Source organism: Streptomyces sp. NPDC048001 (assembly GCF_043203115.1).
In the GTDB taxonomy this organism is placed as follows: Bacteria; Actinomycetota; Actinomycetes; order Streptomycetales; family Streptomycetaceae; genus Streptomyces; species Streptomyces sanyensis.
The window spans coordinates 86756-103508 of the sequence record NZ_JBIDBN010000009.1; the positions used below are offsets into that span (position 1 = coordinate 86756).

At 73.0% G+C, this 16753-nt stretch carries 15 protein-coding genes; all 15 read right to left on the minus strand.

Annotation, left to right across the window (positions count from 1 at the left end; genetic code table 11):
- Positions 1–14: 14 nt before the first annotated feature.
- Positions 15–854 (minus strand): poly-gamma-glutamate hydrolase family protein, encoded by an 840-nt coding sequence (locus ACGF15_RS18090; RefSeq protein WP_345614736.1) that lies wholly within the window; start codon positions 852–854, stop codon positions 15–17.
- 11 nt (positions 855–865) lie between these two features.
- Positions 866–2440, minus strand: coding sequence for a PH domain-containing protein (locus ACGF15_RS18095; protein WP_392800065.1), 1575 nt, complete (start codon positions 2438–2440; stop codon positions 866–868).
- Positions 2437–2937, minus strand: a complete 501-nt coding sequence (locus ACGF15_RS18100; RefSeq protein ID WP_392800068.1) for a PH domain-containing protein — start codon at positions 2935–2937, stop codon at positions 2437–2439. Before ACGF15_RS18100 ends, ACGF15_RS18095 begins: the two co-directional genes overlap by 4 nt.
- Positions 2938–2940: 3 nt before the next feature.
- On the minus strand, positions 2941–4593 hold the full coding sequence (gene pgi / locus ACGF15_RS18105) for a glucose-6-phosphate isomerase (protein ID WP_392800404.1): 1653 nt from the start codon (positions 4591–4593) through the stop codon (positions 2941–2943).
- Between the two features lie 58 nt (positions 4594–4651).
- A complete protein-coding gene (locus ACGF15_RS18110) occupies positions 4652–5869 on the minus strand; it encodes an MFS transporter (protein WP_392800071.1) in 1218 nt (405 codons plus the stop codon).
- Positions 5870–6099: 230 nt separating this feature from the next.
- Entirely contained in the window at positions 6100–6435 is a 336-nt protein-coding gene (locus ACGF15_RS18115; protein ID WP_308315062.1) for an RNA polymerase-binding protein RbpA, read from the minus strand.
- Between the two features lie 135 nt (positions 6436–6570).
- Positions 6571–6801, minus strand: coding sequence for a preprotein translocase subunit SecG (gene secG, locus ACGF15_RS18120; RefSeq protein ID WP_360642223.1), 231 nt, complete (start codon positions 6799–6801; stop codon positions 6571–6573).
- Positions 6802–6960: 159 nt separating this feature from the next.
- Complete coding sequence (tpiA, locus tag ACGF15_RS18125) at positions 6961–7737, minus strand: triose-phosphate isomerase (protein WP_345614732.1); 777 nt, start codon at positions 7735–7737, stop codon at positions 6961–6963.
- A gap of 140 nt (positions 7738–7877) precedes the next feature.
- Positions 7878–9089: a phosphoglycerate kinase gene (locus ACGF15_RS18130; RefSeq protein WP_362610630.1), complete on the minus strand. Its 1212-nt coding sequence runs from the start codon at positions 9087–9089 to the stop codon at positions 7878–7880.
- Between the two features lie 248 nt (positions 9090–9337).
- Positions 9338–10342, minus strand: coding sequence for a type I glyceraldehyde-3-phosphate dehydrogenase (gap, locus tag ACGF15_RS18135; RefSeq protein WP_345614730.1), 1005 nt, complete (start codon positions 10340–10342; stop codon positions 9338–9340).
- Positions 10343–11093: 751 nt separating this feature from the next.
- Complete coding sequence (gene whiA, locus ACGF15_RS18140) at positions 11094–12083, minus strand: DNA-binding protein WhiA (RefSeq protein WP_256527295.1); 990 nt, start codon at positions 12081–12083, stop codon at positions 11094–11096.
- Positions 12074–13105 carry a uridine diphosphate-N-acetylglucosamine-binding protein YvcK gene (gene yvcK, locus ACGF15_RS18145; RefSeq protein ID WP_345614728.1) on the minus strand — a complete coding sequence of 344 codons (1032 nt, stop codon included), beginning with the start codon at positions 13103–13105 and terminating at the stop codon, positions 12074–12076. Before yvcK ends, whiA begins: the two co-directional genes overlap by 10 nt.
- Positions 13102–14040: an RNase adapter RapZ gene (gene rapZ, locus ACGF15_RS18150; RefSeq protein ID WP_345614727.1), complete on the minus strand. Its 939-nt coding sequence runs from the start codon at positions 14038–14040 to the stop codon at positions 13102–13104. The genes yvcK and rapZ overlap by 4 nt, the downstream gene beginning before the upstream one ends.
- Positions 14037–16073, minus strand: a complete 2037-nt coding sequence (gene uvrC / locus ACGF15_RS18155) for an excinuclease ABC subunit UvrC (RefSeq protein ID WP_392800078.1) — start codon at positions 16071–16073, stop codon at positions 14037–14039. Before uvrC ends, rapZ begins: the two co-directional genes overlap by 4 nt.
- Before the next feature lie 127 nt (positions 16074–16200).
- Positions 16201–16629: a Rieske (2Fe-2S) protein gene (locus tag ACGF15_RS18160; protein WP_345614725.1), complete on the minus strand. Its 429-nt coding sequence runs from the start codon at positions 16627–16629 to the stop codon at positions 16201–16203.
- Between the last annotated feature and the right edge of the window lie 124 nt (positions 16630–16753).

A 16753-nucleotide genomic window follows, 5' to 3' on the forward strand; every position in this document is an offset into this window, starting at 1 on the left:
TGGTGCGGACGGCCTCAGAGCACGGCCTGCTCCGGGTCCTGCTCCAGACGGGCGATCGCCGCCCGGCAGGCTCCGACGAAGTCGTCGAAGAGGTCCGTGGTGCTCCCTGCCCGCCCGGCCCGGGTGTTCACGGCGAACATGGCCGCCCTCAGCTCCGTGGTCAGCTCCAGTTGGCCGCCCTTGCCGAGCATGGTGCGGTTGCACGGGTTGTCCGGGTCCACCCCGGCCAGGGCGGGGACCTCGGAGCCGTCACGCCAGGCGATGCCCACCGTGTCGAACTCGGCCTTCAGCAGCGACCTGAAGCGGGTGCTGCGCCCGCCGACGACGACGGCCCGCGGCACGGTGCCGGCCTGCGCCGCCGTGCACCCGTGCAGACTGAGCACGTTCAGGCTGGACGCGGCCATGGACAGGGCGACACGGTCGTCGCAGTTCGTCGACGTGACGTGCAGTTCGCTGTTGCCGCTGGAGCGCAGCCCTTCGAACATCCAGTAGTCGTGGGCTCCACGGCCGTCCTGGAGGGGGGCCAGCGTCTTCGGGTGGTAGCCGGCGATGGCGAGGCACAGCTCGGACGTGCCCATCTCGACGCCCCCGCCGTGCAGCGCCATGACGGTGGTGCGGTGGTAGGGGTAGCCGAGGCTCTCGGAGCCGTCCGCGTACCCGTGGCGCCGGTAGCGGCGGCCGAACTGGACGCCCTCCTGCCCCGCGAGCCGCGTGTACAGGTCGCTGTTGGAGCGGTAGGCGTCGCTGTCGCCGGCGGCGTGGGCGGGCGTCGCGGTCGCACCGGCCGCGGCGGGGCCGGCGACGGCTGCGGCGGCAAGGGCGGACAGGACGGCACGTCTGCTGGTCAGTGTCATGCCGCCCATGATCAACCAGGGTTCCGCGCACCCCGTGCCGGGGGTACCGCCCCCGGTGCCTGCGCCCCGCGTCGCGGCCCGGAGCCGCGCTCCAGGAAGGGCGCGAGCAGCCCCGGGACGGCCGCGTCGGCGAACTCCAGGGCCTCGTCCCGTGCGGCGTCGCGCACCTCGTAGGCACCCGCGCCCGCCGCCGTCGTGGCCGCCAGGGTGAGCAGGCCCGCGCGGCGCTGGAAGACCGACTGCCGGACCGTCCAGCCGATGACCCCGCTGCGCTGCAGCGCCACCGTGCTGCGGCGCAGGGTCCCCGAGCGGGTGAGCAGATAGGCGCCGGAGGTGCCGTGGCCGAGGTTGCGGTAGGCGTCGAGGGCCAGCAGGACGGCGACGGGGACGGCCACCGCGGCCACCACCAGCGCCGTCCACAGCAGCACTCCGGTGAACAGCAGGCCGAGCAGGGCCAGGAGCGCGGCCGGGGCCAGGGCGGCCGAGAGCGCCCAGCGCAGTCGCCGGGTGCGCGCGGCCGGGGGATGGCGGGTGAGCGCCTCCTCCCGGACCGGGGACACCGGCTCGCGCAGGACCAGGGCGGCCAGGGCCTGCGCCGCGGCGCGCGGCGCCACGGGGGCCAGGACGTTGGAGGAGGCGTGCTCGCCCCCGCCGGTGGCGAGGCCGGTGGCGACCGCGTCCAGCCGGATGCCGCCGAGGATCCGGGCGCCCAGCGGCTCGACGAGGTCCACCCCGCGCAGTCGGCGTTCCTCCAGCGATATCGAGCGGCTGGTCAGCAGCCCCCTGCGGACCCGCAGGGTGCCACCGGGCTCCCGCTCCAGCCGGTACCCGGACCACATCTCGATCCACAGGCCGAGCGCCCCGACGACGCCGGTCAGCAGGGCGAAGGCGGCGAGGGCGGGCACGGCCCACAGCAGCGGCACGTCCCGGAGGTGGTCCCAGGTCCAGCCGATCACCCGGTCCCGCACCCCGAACCACTCGCTGACCTGGAGCACGGCGCCGACCGCGGCCCCGCCGAGCAGCGGGGCGACGAAGGAGACGGGCGCGTAGCGGATCCACCGGAGGTCGAGCACGGCCAGGGTGCCGTCGCGGTGTCCCTCCCCTCCCGCGACGGGGACCCCGCGGTCGAGGAGTTCCTTGCGCAGCCGCTCGCCCTCCTGCCGGGACACGGCGTCCAGCAGCAGGGTGGACTCGCCGCTTCCGGTCTGTTCGCCCGTCCCGATGCGCACCGTGACCAGGCCGAGGGCGCGCAGGAGCGGGCGGGCGGAGAGGTCCACGGAACGGATCCGCTCCCGGGGCAGCGAGCGGCGCTTGACCAGCAGCACCCCCGTGTGCAGCTCGGCCCGCTCGGGACCGATGCGGTACCGGGTGCGGCGGCGGCGCACCCAGCCGGCCGCCGCACCGCCCCCGGTGACCAGCACGGCGCCGGCGAGCACCAGCAGCACGGCGCGCGCCAGGGGCATCCGGCCGCCCAGGGCGAACAGCGCGGGCAGGGCCGCGCCCCCGGCCACGCCGGCGGCGAGGGCGGAGGTGGCGAGGACGGTCCGTGGGTCGAGTCGGCGCCACCCGGTCTCCGGGCCGCTCATGTGGCGTCCCCCGGGGTGGCGCCGGTGATCCGGGTGAGCTGCTCCGCGAGTTCGGCCGCACGCGCGTGGTCGAGGCCCTCGATCCGGATGTCGCCCTTGGCGGAGGCGGTGGTGACGGTGACCGTGGCGAGCCGGAAGCCCTGCTCCAGGGGCCCCCGGACGGTGTCCACGGTCTGGATGCGGGACATCGGGGCGATCCGCCACTCCTGCCAGAGCGCTCCGGTGCGGACGTACACGGCGTCCTCGGTGACCTCCCAGCGGTGCACCCGGTACCACCACAGGGGGAGGAAGGCGGCCACCAGCAGGCCCGCGGCGGCGATCGCGGCCGCCGCGTACCAGAGGCCGGGGCGGGCCGGCCCGACGAACACGCCGACGGCGCCCGTGACGGCCACCGGCACGGCCGCCGCCAGCAGGCAGCGCACCCGCCACCAGGCGACGGCCCTGCGGTCGACCCGGTGGCGCGGCGGCCTCAGGCGCACCTCTTCCTCCCCCCGCACGGTCTACCTCCCCCGCAGTGTCCGGTACCTGCCGGCGAGTGCCGCGGTGGAGCTGTCCAGCGCCTCGCCCCCCGTGCCCTCGGTCAGCACGGGCTCGATCCTCTTGGCGAGGACCTTGCCCAGCTCGACTCCCCACTGGTCGAAGGAGTCGATGTTCCAGACGGCGCCCTGGACGAAGACCTTGTGCTCGTAGAGGGCGATCAGCTGGCCCAGCACCGAGGGCGTGAGGTCGGCGGCGAGGATGGTGGTGGTGGGGTGGTTGCCGCGGAAGGTCTTGTGGGGGACCAGTTCCTCCGGCACCCCCTCGGCCCTCACCTCGTCGGGTGTCTTGCCGAAGGCGAGCGCCTGCGTCTGGGCGAGGAAGTTGGCCGTCAGCAGGTCGTGCTGGGCGACCAGGGCCTCGGGCAGGTCGGCCACGGGGCGGGCGAAGCCGATGAAGTCGGCGGGGATGAGCTTGGTGCCCTGGTGGATCAACTGGTAGTAGGCGTGCTGCCCGTTGGTCCCCGGGGTGCCCCAGACCACCGGGCCGGTCTGCCAGTCGACCGGCTGCCCCTGGCGGTCCACCGACTTGCCGTTGGACTCCATGTCCAGTTGCTGGAGGTAGGCGGTGAACCGGGAGAGGTAGTGCGAGTAGGGCAGCACGGCGTGCGACTGGGCGTCGTGGAAGCCTCCGTACCAGATGCCGAGCAGCCCCATCAGGAGCGGGGCGTTGGCCTCGGGGGGTGCCGTGCGGAAGTGCTCGTCGACGAGGTGGAAGCCGTCGAGCATCTCCCGGAAGTGCTCGGGGCCGATGGCGATCATCAGGGAGAGGCCGATGGCCGAGTCGTAGGAGTAGCGGCCGCCGACCCAGTCCCAGAACTCGAACATGTTGGCCGTGTCGATGCCGAAGTCGGCGACCTTGCCGGCGTTGGTGGACAGGGCGACGAAGTGCTTGGCGACGGCCTCGGGACCGGCGCCGAGGCCGTCGAGCAGCCAGGCGCGCGCCGAGGTGGCGTTGGTGATCGTCTCGACGGTGGTGAAGGTCTTCGAGGCGATGACGAACAGGGTCTCGGCCGGGTCGAGGTCCCGCACCGCCTCGTGGAGGTCGGCGCCGTCGACGTTGGAGACGAAGCGGACCGTCAGGTCCCGCCGGGTGTAGGTCCGCAGGACCTCGTAGGCCATCGCGGGGCCCAGGTCGGATCCCCCGATTCCGATGTTGACGATGTTCCTGATGGGCCGTCCGGTGTGTCCGGTCCAGGTGCCGGAGCGGATCCGCTCGGAGAAGGCCGCCATCTTGTCGAGCACGGCGTGCACCCCGGGCACGACGTTCTCGCCGTCCACCTCCACGACGGCGTCGCGCGGGGCGCGGAGCGCGGTGTGGAGGACGGCGCGGTCCTCGGTGGTGTTGATCCTCTCGCCGCGGAACATGGCGTCCCGCAGGGCGGCCACGCCGGTGGCGTCGGCGAGTTCGCGCAGGAGCCGAAGCGTCTCGTCGGTGACCAGGTGCTTGGAGTAGTCGATGTACAGATCGCCGACCTGGAGGGTGTAGGCGCTCCCCCGCTCCGGGTCGGCGGCGAACAGGTCCCGCAGGTGTGTCCCGCCCAGCTGCTCGCGGTGCTTGCCGAGAGCGACCCATGGCGACATCTGGTTGAGCCTCGTAGGACGTTCTGCGTTCATCTCGGACATCAGCCCACTTCTTCTCGTACGTGCGTGCATGCCCCGCTGCCTCTCCAACCTAATTGATCAGAGGGGCCAGGGAGGCGACAGCCGGGACGAAGAGTGCCGCGGCGAGCAGGGCCGCCGCGTTCGGCCCCCATGCGGCCGCGGCGGCGCCCCCGGCTAGGGCCCCGAGCGGTGCCCCGGCGACGGCGAGCGTCCGGAAGGCGGAGCTGATCCTGCCGAGCAGCGGAGCGGGGCCGCGCTCCTGCACCAGAGTGGCCTGGTTGACGTTCCACACCATGCCCATGGCACCGAACACGGCCATCGCGGCGACGGCCGACACCGGGGAGCGCACCCCGCCCAGGACCGCGAGGCACACCGCCTGGACGGCACCGGCGGCGGCCACGCTGCGGACCCGCCCGAGGCGCACGGCGATCCGGGCCGCCACCAGGCCGCCGGCCAGGCTGCCGGCGCCGAAGGCCGTGACCACGGCCACGTACCCGCCCGGCCCGGCGCCCAGCCAGCGGGTGACATGGACGACCAGGGTGGCGATCAGCGCGCCCATCCCGATGTTGCACAGGGTGGTGGCGATGCACAGCCCGCGCAGCGGACGGTCCCGGAGCAGGAAGCGGAGCCCCTCCGCCACCTCCGCCCGCAGCGTGCTCCCGTCGGGGCGCGGCGGCCGTTCGGGAGCGGGCGCGTTCGGCCGGAGTGAGGCGATCAGCGCCGCGGCCAGCAGGTAGGTGAGGGCGTCCGCCGCGTAGGGCACGGCCGAGCCGACCGCGAGCAGCAGTGGCACGAGCGGGGCCGCCAGCAGACCGCCTGCCACCTGCTGCGCCGTCATCAGGCGGGCGTTGGCGCTGCCCAGCGCACCGGTGGGCACCACCGAGGGCAGCAGCGCGGTGGCGGCGTTGTCGAAGAGGGTCTGCAGGGTGGTGAGGGCGAAGGCGAGGGTCAGGAGCAGCGCGATCGAGGCGGCACCGGCCCAGACGGCGACGGCGAAGGCCGCCACCAGGACCGCCCGGGCCACGTCCACGGCCCACATGGCCCGGCGCTGGTCGACGCGGTCGGCGACGGCGCCGCCGAGCAGGCCGAAGAGCAGCCAGGGCAGGTATCCGCAGGCGGTGACCGCGGCGATGAGCACGGGGTCGTCGGTAAGGGACACGGCGAGCAGCGGCAGGGCGGCGGTGCGCAGGGAGTCCCCGAAGCGGGACAGCACGGCGGCGGTCCACAGTCTGCCGAAACCCCCGCGCCACGGCGGTGTGCGCTCTGCTCCGGCCTCGGTGACGGCCACTGCTCCCCCTCGGATCTCGGTCCTCGGAGGAACCGTAGGGGGAGGCACCGACAGCGGGGGTCCGCGTCTGTGGAAGGGGCCCGGGCCGTTCGGTCGCCGGGCGGGGCCTCCGTCCGCGGGAGGGTGCACCGCGTCCCTGCGTCCGGGGGCGGGGCGCGGACGGGCTCGAAGGGGGCCCGGGGCGCGGTGTCCGGCCGTCGCCTGCGCGGAGCCCGGCCGGACGTCAGGTCCTAGATCTCGCCCCGGAGTTTGGCGAGCGCCTCGGCGAGGATCGCCTCGCCGTCCGCGTCGCTGCGACGCTCGCGCACATAGGCGAGGTGCGTCTTGTAGGGCTCGGTGCGGGGCGGGTCCGGCGGGTTCTCCCGGTCCTGGCCGGCCGGGAACCCGCAGCGCGGGCAGTCCCAGGCGTCGGGGACCTGTGCGTCGCTGGCGAAGCTCGGCTGCGTCTCGTGCCCGTTCGAGCACCAGAAGGAGATGCGCAGGCGGGGAGCGGACTCGCCACGCTCCGCCTCGCCCATCGGCCCCGCGCCGACCCGGCTTCCCCGGATCGCGTTGCCACTTGCCACGGTCGTAACTCCCTGCGTGATGGTGCTGCACAGCGTTCCACAGCGGCTGCGCCGCGAGTGCACCAGTCTACGTAAGGCCCCACGCTCGTCCAGTGATTGGAAGCGACAACCCGGCCGGGAGGGATCGGCCCGGTGTCAGCCGTCCAGCTTCATGATCAGACCGAGCACGACGATGCAGGCGAACCAGAGGAGGCCCACCACGACGGTGATCCGGTCGAGGTTGCGCTCGGCCACCGAGGACCCGCCGACGGAGGACTGCATTCCGCCACCGAACATGTCGGAGAGGCCGCCGCCCTTCCCCTTGTGCATCAGCACCAGCAGCATCAGCAGCAGACTGAAGACGATCAGGGCGATCGAGAACCCCATAACCACGGCTGGACCAACTTCCTCGGACTGATCTGGACGATGTGACGAATGCGGGGGCCGGCTCGCGGAGCCGGGCCCCCGCCAGGGTACGCCGGATCGGCGCCACCGCATACTCACCGGTGGCGCACCGGCTGCCCGCCGGCGCGCCACCGGTCCTGCTCACTGGTCGCGGAAGCGGACGATCTTCACGAACTCGTCGGCGTCCAGTGCGGCACCGCCGACCAGCGCGCCGTCGACGTCGGGCTGGTCCATGATCGCGGCGACGTTGCCCGACTTCACCGAACCGCCGTACTGGATGCGCACCGCGTCGGCGAGCTCCTGCGAGTACAGCTCGGCCAGGCGTCCGCGGATCGCACCGCAGACCTCCTGCGCGTCCGCGGGGGTGGCCACCTCGCCGGTGCCGATCGCCCAGACCGGCTCGTAGGCGATGACGACGGTCCCGGCCTGCTCGGCCGGGACGTCCTTCAGGCCGCCGTCGAGCTGGGCGAGGGTGTGGGCGACCTGGTCACCCGCCTTGCGCACGTCGAGGCCCTCGCCGACACAGAGGATCGGGGTGATGCCGTGCCGGAAGGCGGCCTTGACCTTGGCGTTGCAGATCTCGTCGGTCTCGCCGTGGTACTGGCGCCGCTCGGAGTGGCCGACGGCCACGTAGGAGCACCTCAGCTTGGCCAGCATCGGACCGGAGACCTCCCCGGTGTAGGCGCCCGAGTCGTGCGCGGAGATGTCCTGGGCGCCGTAGGCGATGGACAGCTTGTCGCCGTCGACCAGCGTCTGGACCGAGCGCAGGTCGGTGAAGGGCGGCAGCACGGCGACCTCGACGGCCTCGTAGTCCTTCTCCGCGAGGGCGAAGGCGAGCTTCTGGACGTGGGCGATGGCCTCCAGGTGGTTGAGGTTCATCTTCCAGTTGCCCGCCATCAGCGGCTTACGGGTGGTCATGCAGCTCCTTCGGTGTGTCCCCCGGATTCGGCACCCGGGGGTTCCCGCGGCTCCGGCCGCGCGGCGCCGGGAGGTGCGGGGTGGGTGTACGGGTGCGCTGAGCGGACGGCCCGGGCCAGGGCCCGCCGCGGGTGCGGAGGTCAGTCCTCCAGGGCGGCGAGACCGGGGAGGGTCCTGCCCTCCAGGTACTCCAGGCTGGCGCCGCCACCGGTCGAGATGTGGCCGAAGGCGGCCTCGTCGAAGCCCAGGATCCGCACGGCGGCGGCGGAGTCGCCGCCCCCGACGACGGTGAAGGCCGGGGTGTCCACGAGCGCCCGGGCGACCTCCCTGGTGCCTCCGGCGAAGTCCGGGTGCTCGAAGACGCCCATGGGGCCGTTCCAGAAGACCGTGGCCGCGTCGGCCAGCTTGGACGCGTACAGCTCACGGCTCGCGGGGCCGATGTCGAGGCCCTGCTGGTCGGCCGGGATGGCGTCGGCGGCGACCACGGCCGGGTGGGCCGGGGCCTTGGTGCCGAGGTCGGGGAACGCGGGGGAGACCAGCACGTCGACCGGGAGCACGAACTCCACGCCGCGCTCCTCGGCCCGCTTGAGGTAGTCGCGGACCGCGGGGATCTGGTCCTCCTGGAGCAGCGAGGTGCCGATCTCGTGGCCCTGCGCCTTGAGGAAGGTGTACGCCATGCCGCCGCCGATCAGGATGCGGTCGGCCTTCTCCAGCAGGTGGTCGATCACTCCCAGCTTGTCGGAGACCTTGGCGCCGCCGAGCACGACCGCGTACGGGCGCTCCACGTCCTCGGTGAGCCTGCGCAGGACGGCGACCTCGGCCGCGATCAGCTGCCCGGCCGCGTGCGGAAGGCGGGCGGGAAGGTCGTAGACCGAGGCGTGCTTGCGGTGCACGGCTCCGAAGCCGTCGCCGACGTAGACGTCGGCGAGGGCGGCGAGGGCGTCGGCGAAGGCGCCGCGCTCGGCATCGTCCTCGGCGGTCTCACCCGGGTTGAAGCGCAGGTTCTCCAGGACCGCGACCCGGCCGTCGGCGAGGCCCTCGACGGTGGCCCGCGCGGACTCGCCGACCGTGTCGGAGGCGAAGGCGACCTCGGTGCCGAGCAGCTCGCCCAGGCGCGCGGCCGCGGGCGCGAGGGAGAACGCCGGGTCGGGGGCGCCCTTGGGACGGCCCAGGTGGGAGGCCACGACGACGCGGGCGCCGGCCTCGGCGAGCCGGGTGACGGTCGGCAGCACGGCGCGGATGCGGCCGTCGTCGGTGATGGTCGTCCCGTCGAGCGGCACATTGAGGTCGGCGCGGACGAACACCCGCTTGCCCGCGACCCCGTCGGCCAGCAGCTGGTCGATGGTCTTCATAGGGGGCTCTTCCTTCGGATCGGGCCGGATCGGTGAGTGGGTTCGGATGCAGGGAGCCTCCCGGGCCCGACGGGCCGCGGACGAACGCCGCGGGACCCGCGGCGACAGGGGCTCCGGCGGGGCGTTGGGAGCCTACGCGAGCGGTCCCCTCCCACGCGCGACAGGGTCCGGGCAGCGCGCCGTCGCGCTGCCCGGACCCTGTTGCTCACATCGTGGTGCTCTCGGTGCGGATCTGTCGATCGCGCAGGTCAGAGCCGGTCGCCGACGAAGACCGTGAGGTCCACGAGGCGGTTGGAGTAGCCCCACTCGTTGTCGTACCAGCCGACGACCTTGACCTGCTTGCCCTGGACCATGGTCAGGGAGGAGTCGAAGGTGCAGGAGGCCGGCCAGTTGACGATGTCCGAGGAGACGATCGGGTCCTCGGTGTACTCCAGGACGCCCTGCAGCTGCCCCTCGGCCGCCTTCTGGAAGGCGGTGTTGATCTCGTCCTTGGTGACCTCGCGGTCGAGCTCCAGGACCAGGTCGGTGACCGAGCCGGTGGGGACGGGGACGCGCATGGCGATGCCGTCCAGCTTGCCCTTGAGCTGCGGGAGGACCAGGGCGGTGGCCTTGGCGGCGCCGGTGGACGTCGGGATGATGTTCTCCGCGGCGGCGCGGGCGCGGCGCAGGTCCTTGTGGGGGAAGTCCAGGATGCGCTGGTCGTTGGTGTAGGCGTGGACCGTGGTCATCATGCCCTTGACGATGCCGAAGTTCTCGTCGAGGACCTTGGCCATCGGCGCCACGCAGTTGGTGGTGCAGGAGGCGTTGGAGATGACGTGGTGGTTGGCCGCGTCGTACTTCTCCTGGTTGACGCCCATCACGATGGTGATGTCCTCGTCCGTGGCCGGAGCCGAGATGAGGACCTTCTTGGCGCCTCCGGCGAGGTGCTTCTCGGCGTCGGCCTTCTTGGTGAAGATGCCGGTCGACTCGATGACGATGTCGACGCCCAGCTCGCCCCACGGGATGTCGGCGGGGTTGCGCTCGGAGAGCACCTTGATGGTGCGGCCGTCGACGGTGATGGTGTCTGCGGTGTGGGACACGTCGGCCTTGAGGCGGCCGAGGATCGTGTCGTACTTCAGCAGGTGAGCGGTGGTCGCGGTGTCACCCAGGTCGTTGACAGCCACGATCTCGATGTCAGCACCCTGCTCCAGCAGCGCGCGGAAGTAATTACGACCGATGCGGCCAAAGCCGTTGATGCCTACGCGGATCGTCACGAACCGATCTCCTCGTTGGGTACGCCGGTTTCGACGCCGGCGAGTTTTATAAGGGATGTCCCCGACCGCCTACGACCCTACCGCTCCAAAGGCCCGTGAGTGACATCGAGAGCCCGGTGTATCCGCGGGGAAGCCGTTTACCGGCCAGTAAGCGGTCCGGGCGGCGGTTCGGCGCGGAAATTCGCTCTCATGAGCACCTGCACGCCCAGAGGAACGCACTTCTGAGCGGAGGTCCGCACATTATGTGCGCCCGAATGAGCGCCCCCCTGCACACCGGTGGACCACCTCTCCCCCGCTCCGGCCAAAGCCCTGTGGCCTGCACGAACGCAGGGGAGCAGGGCACGAGGGGACGGAAGCGGGGGCGAGGAGGCCGGATAGGCGAACGCCCTCCCCGCGCAAAGGGCGGGGAGGGCGTTCGCCGTACGGGCCGGCAATCTCCCGGGCAACGGGAATCACCGGAAGTCACGTGAGTATCCGCAGTAACCGAGGCATCCCGCACCACCTGCGCATCCACGGGCCACGGAACAGCACACGGTTACCACGGAAGCGGGGGAACAGGCGTCGGAAAACCACCGGGAAAATCGCCGCCGGGGCGTGTCGGGCCGTACCCGCGCCTGCGACCGCCCGGCGGACGGCCGGGCGCCCGGCTGGCCGACCGGCCCCTCGGCCATCTCCTCGGTCAGGCTCGACTCCGTCCCCGGGACACCCAGGTCCCGGGCCCGCTTGCCGGCCGTGCGCCCGGGGCGGACGGCTAGCCGACCAGCCCCTCGGCCATCTCCTCGGTCAGGCTCGACTCCGTCCCCGGGACACCCAGGTCCTGGGCCCGCTTGTCGGCCATGGCCAGCAGCCGCCGGATCCGGCCCGCGACGGCGTCCTTGGTGAGCGGCGGGTCGGCGAGGGCCCCGAGCTCCTCCAGGGATGCCTGCTTGTGCTCCATGCGCAGCCGCCCGGCGGCCGCGAGGTGCTCGGGCACCTCCTCGCCCAGGATCTCCAGGGCGCGCTGCACCCTGGCCCCGGCGGCCACCGCCGCGCGGGCGGAGCGGCGCAGGTTGGCGTCGTCGAAGTTGGCCAGGCGGTTGGCCGTGGCACGGACCTCACGGCGCATCCGGCGCTCCTCCCACGCCAGCACGGACTCGTGGGCACCGAGTCGCGTGAGCAGGGCCCCGATCGCGTCGCCGTCGCGGACGACGACACGGTCCACACCGCGGACCTCGCGGGCCTTGGCGGCGATGGAGAGCCTGCGGGCGGCACCCACCAGCGCCAGGGCCGCCTCCGGCCCCGGGCAGGTGACCTCCAGGGAGGAGGAGCGCCCCGGTTCGGTGAGGGAGCCGTGGGCGAGGAAGGCTCCCCGCCAGGCGGCCTCGGCGTCGCAGGTGGCCCCGGAGACGACCTGGGGCGGCAGACCGCGGATCGGGCGTCCCCGTCCGTCGACCAGGCCGGTCTGGCGGGCGAGCTGGTCGCCGCCCGCGACGACGCGCACCACGAAGCGCGAGCCGCGGCGCAGGCCGCCGGGGGCCATGACCATCAGTTCGGAGCCGTGCCCGAAGATCTCCAGGATGTCCCGCTTGAGGCGGCGCGCCGCGATGCCCGTGTCCAGTTCCGCCTCGATCACGATGCGGCCGCTGACCAGGTGGAGACCGCCCGCGAACCGCAGGATCGACGAGACCTCCGCCTTTCTGCAGCAGGTCCGGGTGACGGGGAGCCGGGAGATCTCGTCCTTCACCGCTGCCGTCATCGCCATGGGCCGATCCTTCCATGCATCCGGAAAATACGGTCGTACGCGGCGGCCAACAGCTCCGGGTCGTGCTTGGGGAGTCCGTCGGGAGAGGCCACCGGGGCCAGCTCGACCGCGGCCCCGAGACGCTTGGCGGCATCGGCCAGTGACGCGCGGTCGGGCACCGCGGCCTCGTCGGCCAGCACCACGTCCAGGGCGAGTTTAGGCGCGTGTCGTCCCAAAACCTCCACATGACGCTGCGGGGAGAAACCCTCGGTTTCGCCGGGCTGGGGCGCCAGGTTGAGGGAGAGGACCCGCCTCGCCCTGGTCTCCACCAGCGCATCCAGCAGTTCGGGGACGAGGAGGTGGGGGATGACGGAGGAGAACCACGATCCGGGGCCCAGAACCACCCAGTCGGCGTCAAGGACGGCCTCCACGGCCTCCGGCACGGCGGGCGGATCGTGGGGCACCAGGTGCACCGACTGGACCTCGCCGGTGGTGAGCGCGACCGTCGCCTGCCCGCGCACCAGCCCCGTCTCCCCGGGGCGCGCGGGGTCGTGGCCGCGTACCAGGGCCTGGAGCTCCAGCGGAACGGCGGACATCGGCAGCACACGGCCGTGGGCGCCGAGCAGCCTGCCGACCAGGTCGAGCGCCTGGACATGGTCGCCGAGCTGCTCCCACAGCGCGACGATCAGCAGGTTGCCGACCGCGTGCTCGTGGAGATCGCCCCGGGACTGGAAGCGGTGCTGGATGACGCGCGCCCATGTCTGGCCCCAGTCGTCGTCCCCGCACAGGGCCGCGAGCGCCTTGCGCAGGTCGCCGGGGGGCAGCACGCCGAGCTCCTCGCGGAGCCGGCCGCTGGAGCCCCCGTCGTCGGCGACGGTGACCACGGCGGTCACGTCGCCGGTGATGCGGCGCAGGGCCGCGAGCGACGCCGACAGGCCCATGCCGCCGCCGAGGGCGACGACCTTGGGCTGTGCGCCGCGCTTCCGTGCCGACGGTCTGGTCGTCCTGCGCAGCCGCCGCAGACGGAGAGTGCGTCCGGTCACTCGCGCCCCATGTCCCGGTGCACGACCACGGTCTCGACACCGGCTGCGGACAGGCGGGCGGCCAGCCTCTCGGACGTCGCGACGGAGCGGTGCTTCCCGCCGGTGCAGCCCACCGCGATGGTGACGTAGCGCTTGCCCTCGCGCCGGTAGCCCGCGGCGATCAGCTGGAGCAGCTCGGTGTAGCGGTCCAGGAACTCCTTGGCACCGGGCTGGTTGTAGACGTAGTTGGACACCTCCTCGTTGAGCCCGGTGAAGGGGCGCAGCTCCGGGACCCAGTGCGGGTTCGGCAGGAAGCGCATGTCCACCACGAGGTCGGCGTCCACCGGCAGGCCGTACTTGAAGCCGAAGGACATCACCGTCGCCCGCAGCTCGGGCTCCTCCTCGCCCGCGAACTGGGCGTCCATCTTGGCCCGCAGCTCGTGGACGTTGAGGCTGGAGGTGTCGATGACGAGGTCCGCGTCGCCGCGCAGCTCGCGCAACAGGTCGCGCTCGGCCGCGATGCCGTCGACGATGCGGCCGTCGCCCTGCAGCGGGTGCGGGCGGCGGACCGACTCGAAGCGGCGCACCAGGGCGTCGTCCGAGGACTCCAGGAAGACGATCCGGCGGGTCACCTGCTTGGCGTCGAGGTCCGCCAGGGACTCGCGGAGGTTGTCGAAGAAGCGGCGTCCGCGCACGTCGACGACGACGGCGATGCGGGCGACGTTGCCCTGCGAGCGGGCGCCCAGCTCCACCATGGTGGGGATGAGCGCGGGGGGCAGGTTGTCGACGACGAACCAGCCCAGGTCCTCCAGGCACTTCGCCGCGGTGCTGCGTCCGGCTCCGGACATGCCGGAGATGATCACCAGTTCGGGGATGGCCACGTCCGCGGCCGCGTCCGGCTCGGCCGTATTGCCCGTACTCACGTCTGCTGCTCCGTCTCCGTCGTGCTCGGTCATGTCGGGCTTCCCCCGTCGTTCTCTTCCATGATCTCTCCTGTGGCCGTGTTCACGGCGGGTGCGGCCGGAGCCGCCTCGGCGAGGGCGACGAGGACCGACTCGGCCGTCTTGCGGCCCATGCCGGGGACCTCGCAGATCTGCTCGATTGTCGCGCCCCGCAGCCGCTTCACCGAACCGAAGTGTTTGATCAGCGCCTTTCTGCGGGTCTCGCCGAGCCCGGGCACGGCGTCCAGCGGACCGGTGCGGATCCTCCCGGTGCGCTTGGAGCGCTGGTAGCGGATGGCGAAGTCGTGCGCCGTGTCCCGGACCCGCTGCAGCAGGTAGAGGCCCTCGCTGGAGCGTGGCAGCACCACGGGGTCGTCCTCGTCCGGCAGCCAGACCTCCTCCAGGCGCTTGGCGAGCCCGCACACGGCGACGTCGTCGATGCCGAGTTCGTCGAGCGCGCGCCGGGCGGCCTCCACCTGCGGGCGGCCGCCGTCGACGACGACGAGCTGCGGGGGGTAGGCGAACTTCCCGGGCCGGCCGTCGCCGGGGGCCCCGGCCTGCGGCCCGGTGGCGGGGTCGGCGCCGTCCGGCTCGTCCTCGCCGATCCACTCCCCCGTGCGGTCCTTCTCCGCGAGGTAGCGGCGGAAGCGGCGGGAGACCACCTCGTGCATGGAGCGGACGTCGTCCTGGCCCTGCCCGTGCCAGACCTGGGTGCCGCCGACCCGGCCCTTGATCTGGAAGCGGCGGTACTCGCTCTTGCGGGGCAGCCCGTCCTCGAAGACCACCATGGACGCCACCACGTCCTCGCCCTGGAGGTGGGAGATGTCGAAGCATTCGATGCGCAGCGGGGCGGAGTCCAGGCCCAGCGCCTCGGCGATCTCCTCCAGGGCCCGCGAGCGGGTGGTCAGGTCGCTGGCGCGCCGGGTCTTGTGGAGGGCGAGCGCCTGCTGGGCGTTGCGCTCGACGGTCTCCATGAGGGCCTTCTTGTCGCCGCGCCGGGGGACGCGCAGGGACACCTGGGAGCCTCGGCGGTCGCCGAGCCACTGGCTGACGGCGGCCTCGTCCTCGGGCAGCGCGGGCACGAGGACCTCCTTGGGGACGGCGTCGCCGCTCTCCTCGCCGTAGAGCTGCTGGAGGGCGTGCTCCACGAGACCGGCGGTGTCCACGTGCTCCACCCGGTCGGTGACCCAGCCGCGCTGGCCGCGCACCCGGCCCCCTCGGACGTGGAAGATCTGCACGGCCGCCTCCAGTTCGTCCTCGGCGAGGGCGATGAGGTCCGCGTCGGTGGCGTCGCCCAGGACGACGGCGTTCTTCTCCAGGGCGCGCCGGAGGGCCCCGATGTCGTCGCGCAGCCTGGCGGCCCGCTCGTACTCCATCTCCTCGGCGGCCTCGGCCATCTGCCGCTCCAGGCGGCGGAGGTAGGCGCCGGTGCGGCCGCCCATGAACTCGCAGAAGTCCTCGGCGAGCTCCCGGTGCTCCTCGGGGGTGACCCGCCCGACGCAGGGGGCGGAGCACTTGCCGATGTACCCCAGGAGACAGGGGCGCCCCTTCTGCACGTGGTTGCGGAAGACCCCGGAGGAGCACGTCCGCACGGGGAAGACGCGCAGCATCAGGTCGACCGTCTCACGGATCGCCCAGGCGTGGGCGTAGGGGCCGAAGTAGCGCACGCCCTTGCGCTTGGCGCCGCGCATCACCTGGACCCGCGGGTACTCCTCGCCGAGGGTGACCGCGAGGTACGGGTAGCTCTTGTCGTCGCGGTACTTGACGTTGAAGCGGGGGTCGTACTCCTTGATCCAGGAGTACTCCAACTGGAGCGCCTCGACCTCGGTGGCGACCACGGTCCACTCGACGGAGGCGGCGGTGGTGACCATGGTGCGGGTGCGCGGGTGGAGTCCGGCCAGGTCCTGGAAGTAGGTGGCCAGGCGCTGGCGCAGGCTCTTGGCCTTCCCGACGTAGATCACGCGCCGGTGCTCGTCGCGGAACCTGTAGACCCCCGGCGAGTCGGGGATCTGTCCCGGCTTGGGGCGGTAGCTGGAGGGGTCTGCCATACCGCCCACCCTACTGGCGGGCACCGACACCCCGGGGTGCCCGGACAGCGGGCCGAGGCGCGCACACGGCCCCCGCAGCGCGCCCGGGGCCGGCGTGTGCGGCCGGCCGCCCCGTGCCGACCGGGCCCTACGCCTCGGGCCCTGCGACGAGGCGGCCGCCCTCGGCGCGCACCGGTACCTCGGGCAGGGGCACCGTCGCCGGGCCGACCAGGGCCCTGCCGGTCGTCACGTCGAAACGGCTGCCGTGGCAGGGGCAGTTGCCCTCGGTGCCCTCCACCTTGTCCAGGACGCAGCCGGCGTGGGTGCACTGGGCGCTGAAGGCCCGGTACTCGCCCTCGGAGGGGCGGTGCACCACGACCCGCTGCTCCCGGAAGAGCAGGGCGCCCCCGACCGGCACGGCCTCGGCGGCGCCGAGGTCGACGGGGGCCGTGGGGGTCGGGACCTGTGCATGGCCCAGCTTGGACTCGGTGGAGCAGGCGGCGGCGCCCAGCCCGGCGGCACCGGCCAGGGCCGCCCCCTTCAGGACGGTGCGGCGGGCGGGCGTCTGGCCGGGCATGGGTACTCCACGGGTCGGAACGTCGACGCACGCCGTCGGCCGCGTCGCGAGGCTGTGGCCTCCGACGATACCGGCGGCGGGACCGGCGGCCGGAGAAGGGGTTCGGCGGCCCCCTCTCCGGCCG

Excerpts from the sequence above, each read along its gene's own strand:
- ACGF15_RS18090 (WP_345614736.1), bottom strand. The coding sequence starts at position 854 with ATGACACTGACCAGCAGACGTGCCGTCCTGTCCGCCCTTGCCGCCGCA.
- ACGF15_RS18095 (WP_392800065.1), bottom strand. The coding sequence starts at position 2,440 with ATGAGCGGCCCGGAGACCGGGTGGCGCCGACTCGACCCACGGACCGTC.
- pgi (WP_392800404.1), bottom strand. The coding sequence starts at position 4,593 with ATGAACGCAGAACGTCCTACGAGGCTCAACCAGATGTCGCCATGGGTC.
- secG (WP_360642223.1), bottom strand. The coding sequence starts at position 6,801 with ATGGGGTTCTCGATCGCCCTGATCGTCTTCAGTCTGCTGCTGATGCTG.
- tpiA (WP_345614732.1), bottom strand. The coding sequence starts at position 7,737 with ATGACCACCCGTAAGCCGCTGATGGCGGGCAACTGGAAGATGAACCTC.
- ACGF15_RS18130 (WP_362610630.1), bottom strand. The coding sequence starts at position 9,089 with ATGAAGACCATCGACCAGCTGCTGGCCGACGGGGTCGCGGGCAAGCGG.
- whiA (WP_256527295.1), bottom strand. The coding sequence starts at position 12,083 with ATGGCGATGACGGCAGCGGTGAAGGACGAGATCTCCCGGCTCCCCGTC.
- rapZ (WP_345614727.1), bottom strand. The coding sequence starts at position 14,040 with ATGACCGAGCACGACGGAGACGGAGCAGCAGACGTGAGTACGGGCAAT.
- uvrC (WP_392800078.1), bottom strand. The coding sequence starts at position 16,073 with ATGGCAGACCCCTCCAGCTACCGCCCCAAGCCGGGACAGATCCCCGAC.
- ACGF15_RS18160 (WP_345614725.1), bottom strand. The coding sequence starts at position 16,629 with ATGCCCGGCCAGACGCCCGCCCGCCGCACCGTCCTGAAGGGGGCGGCC.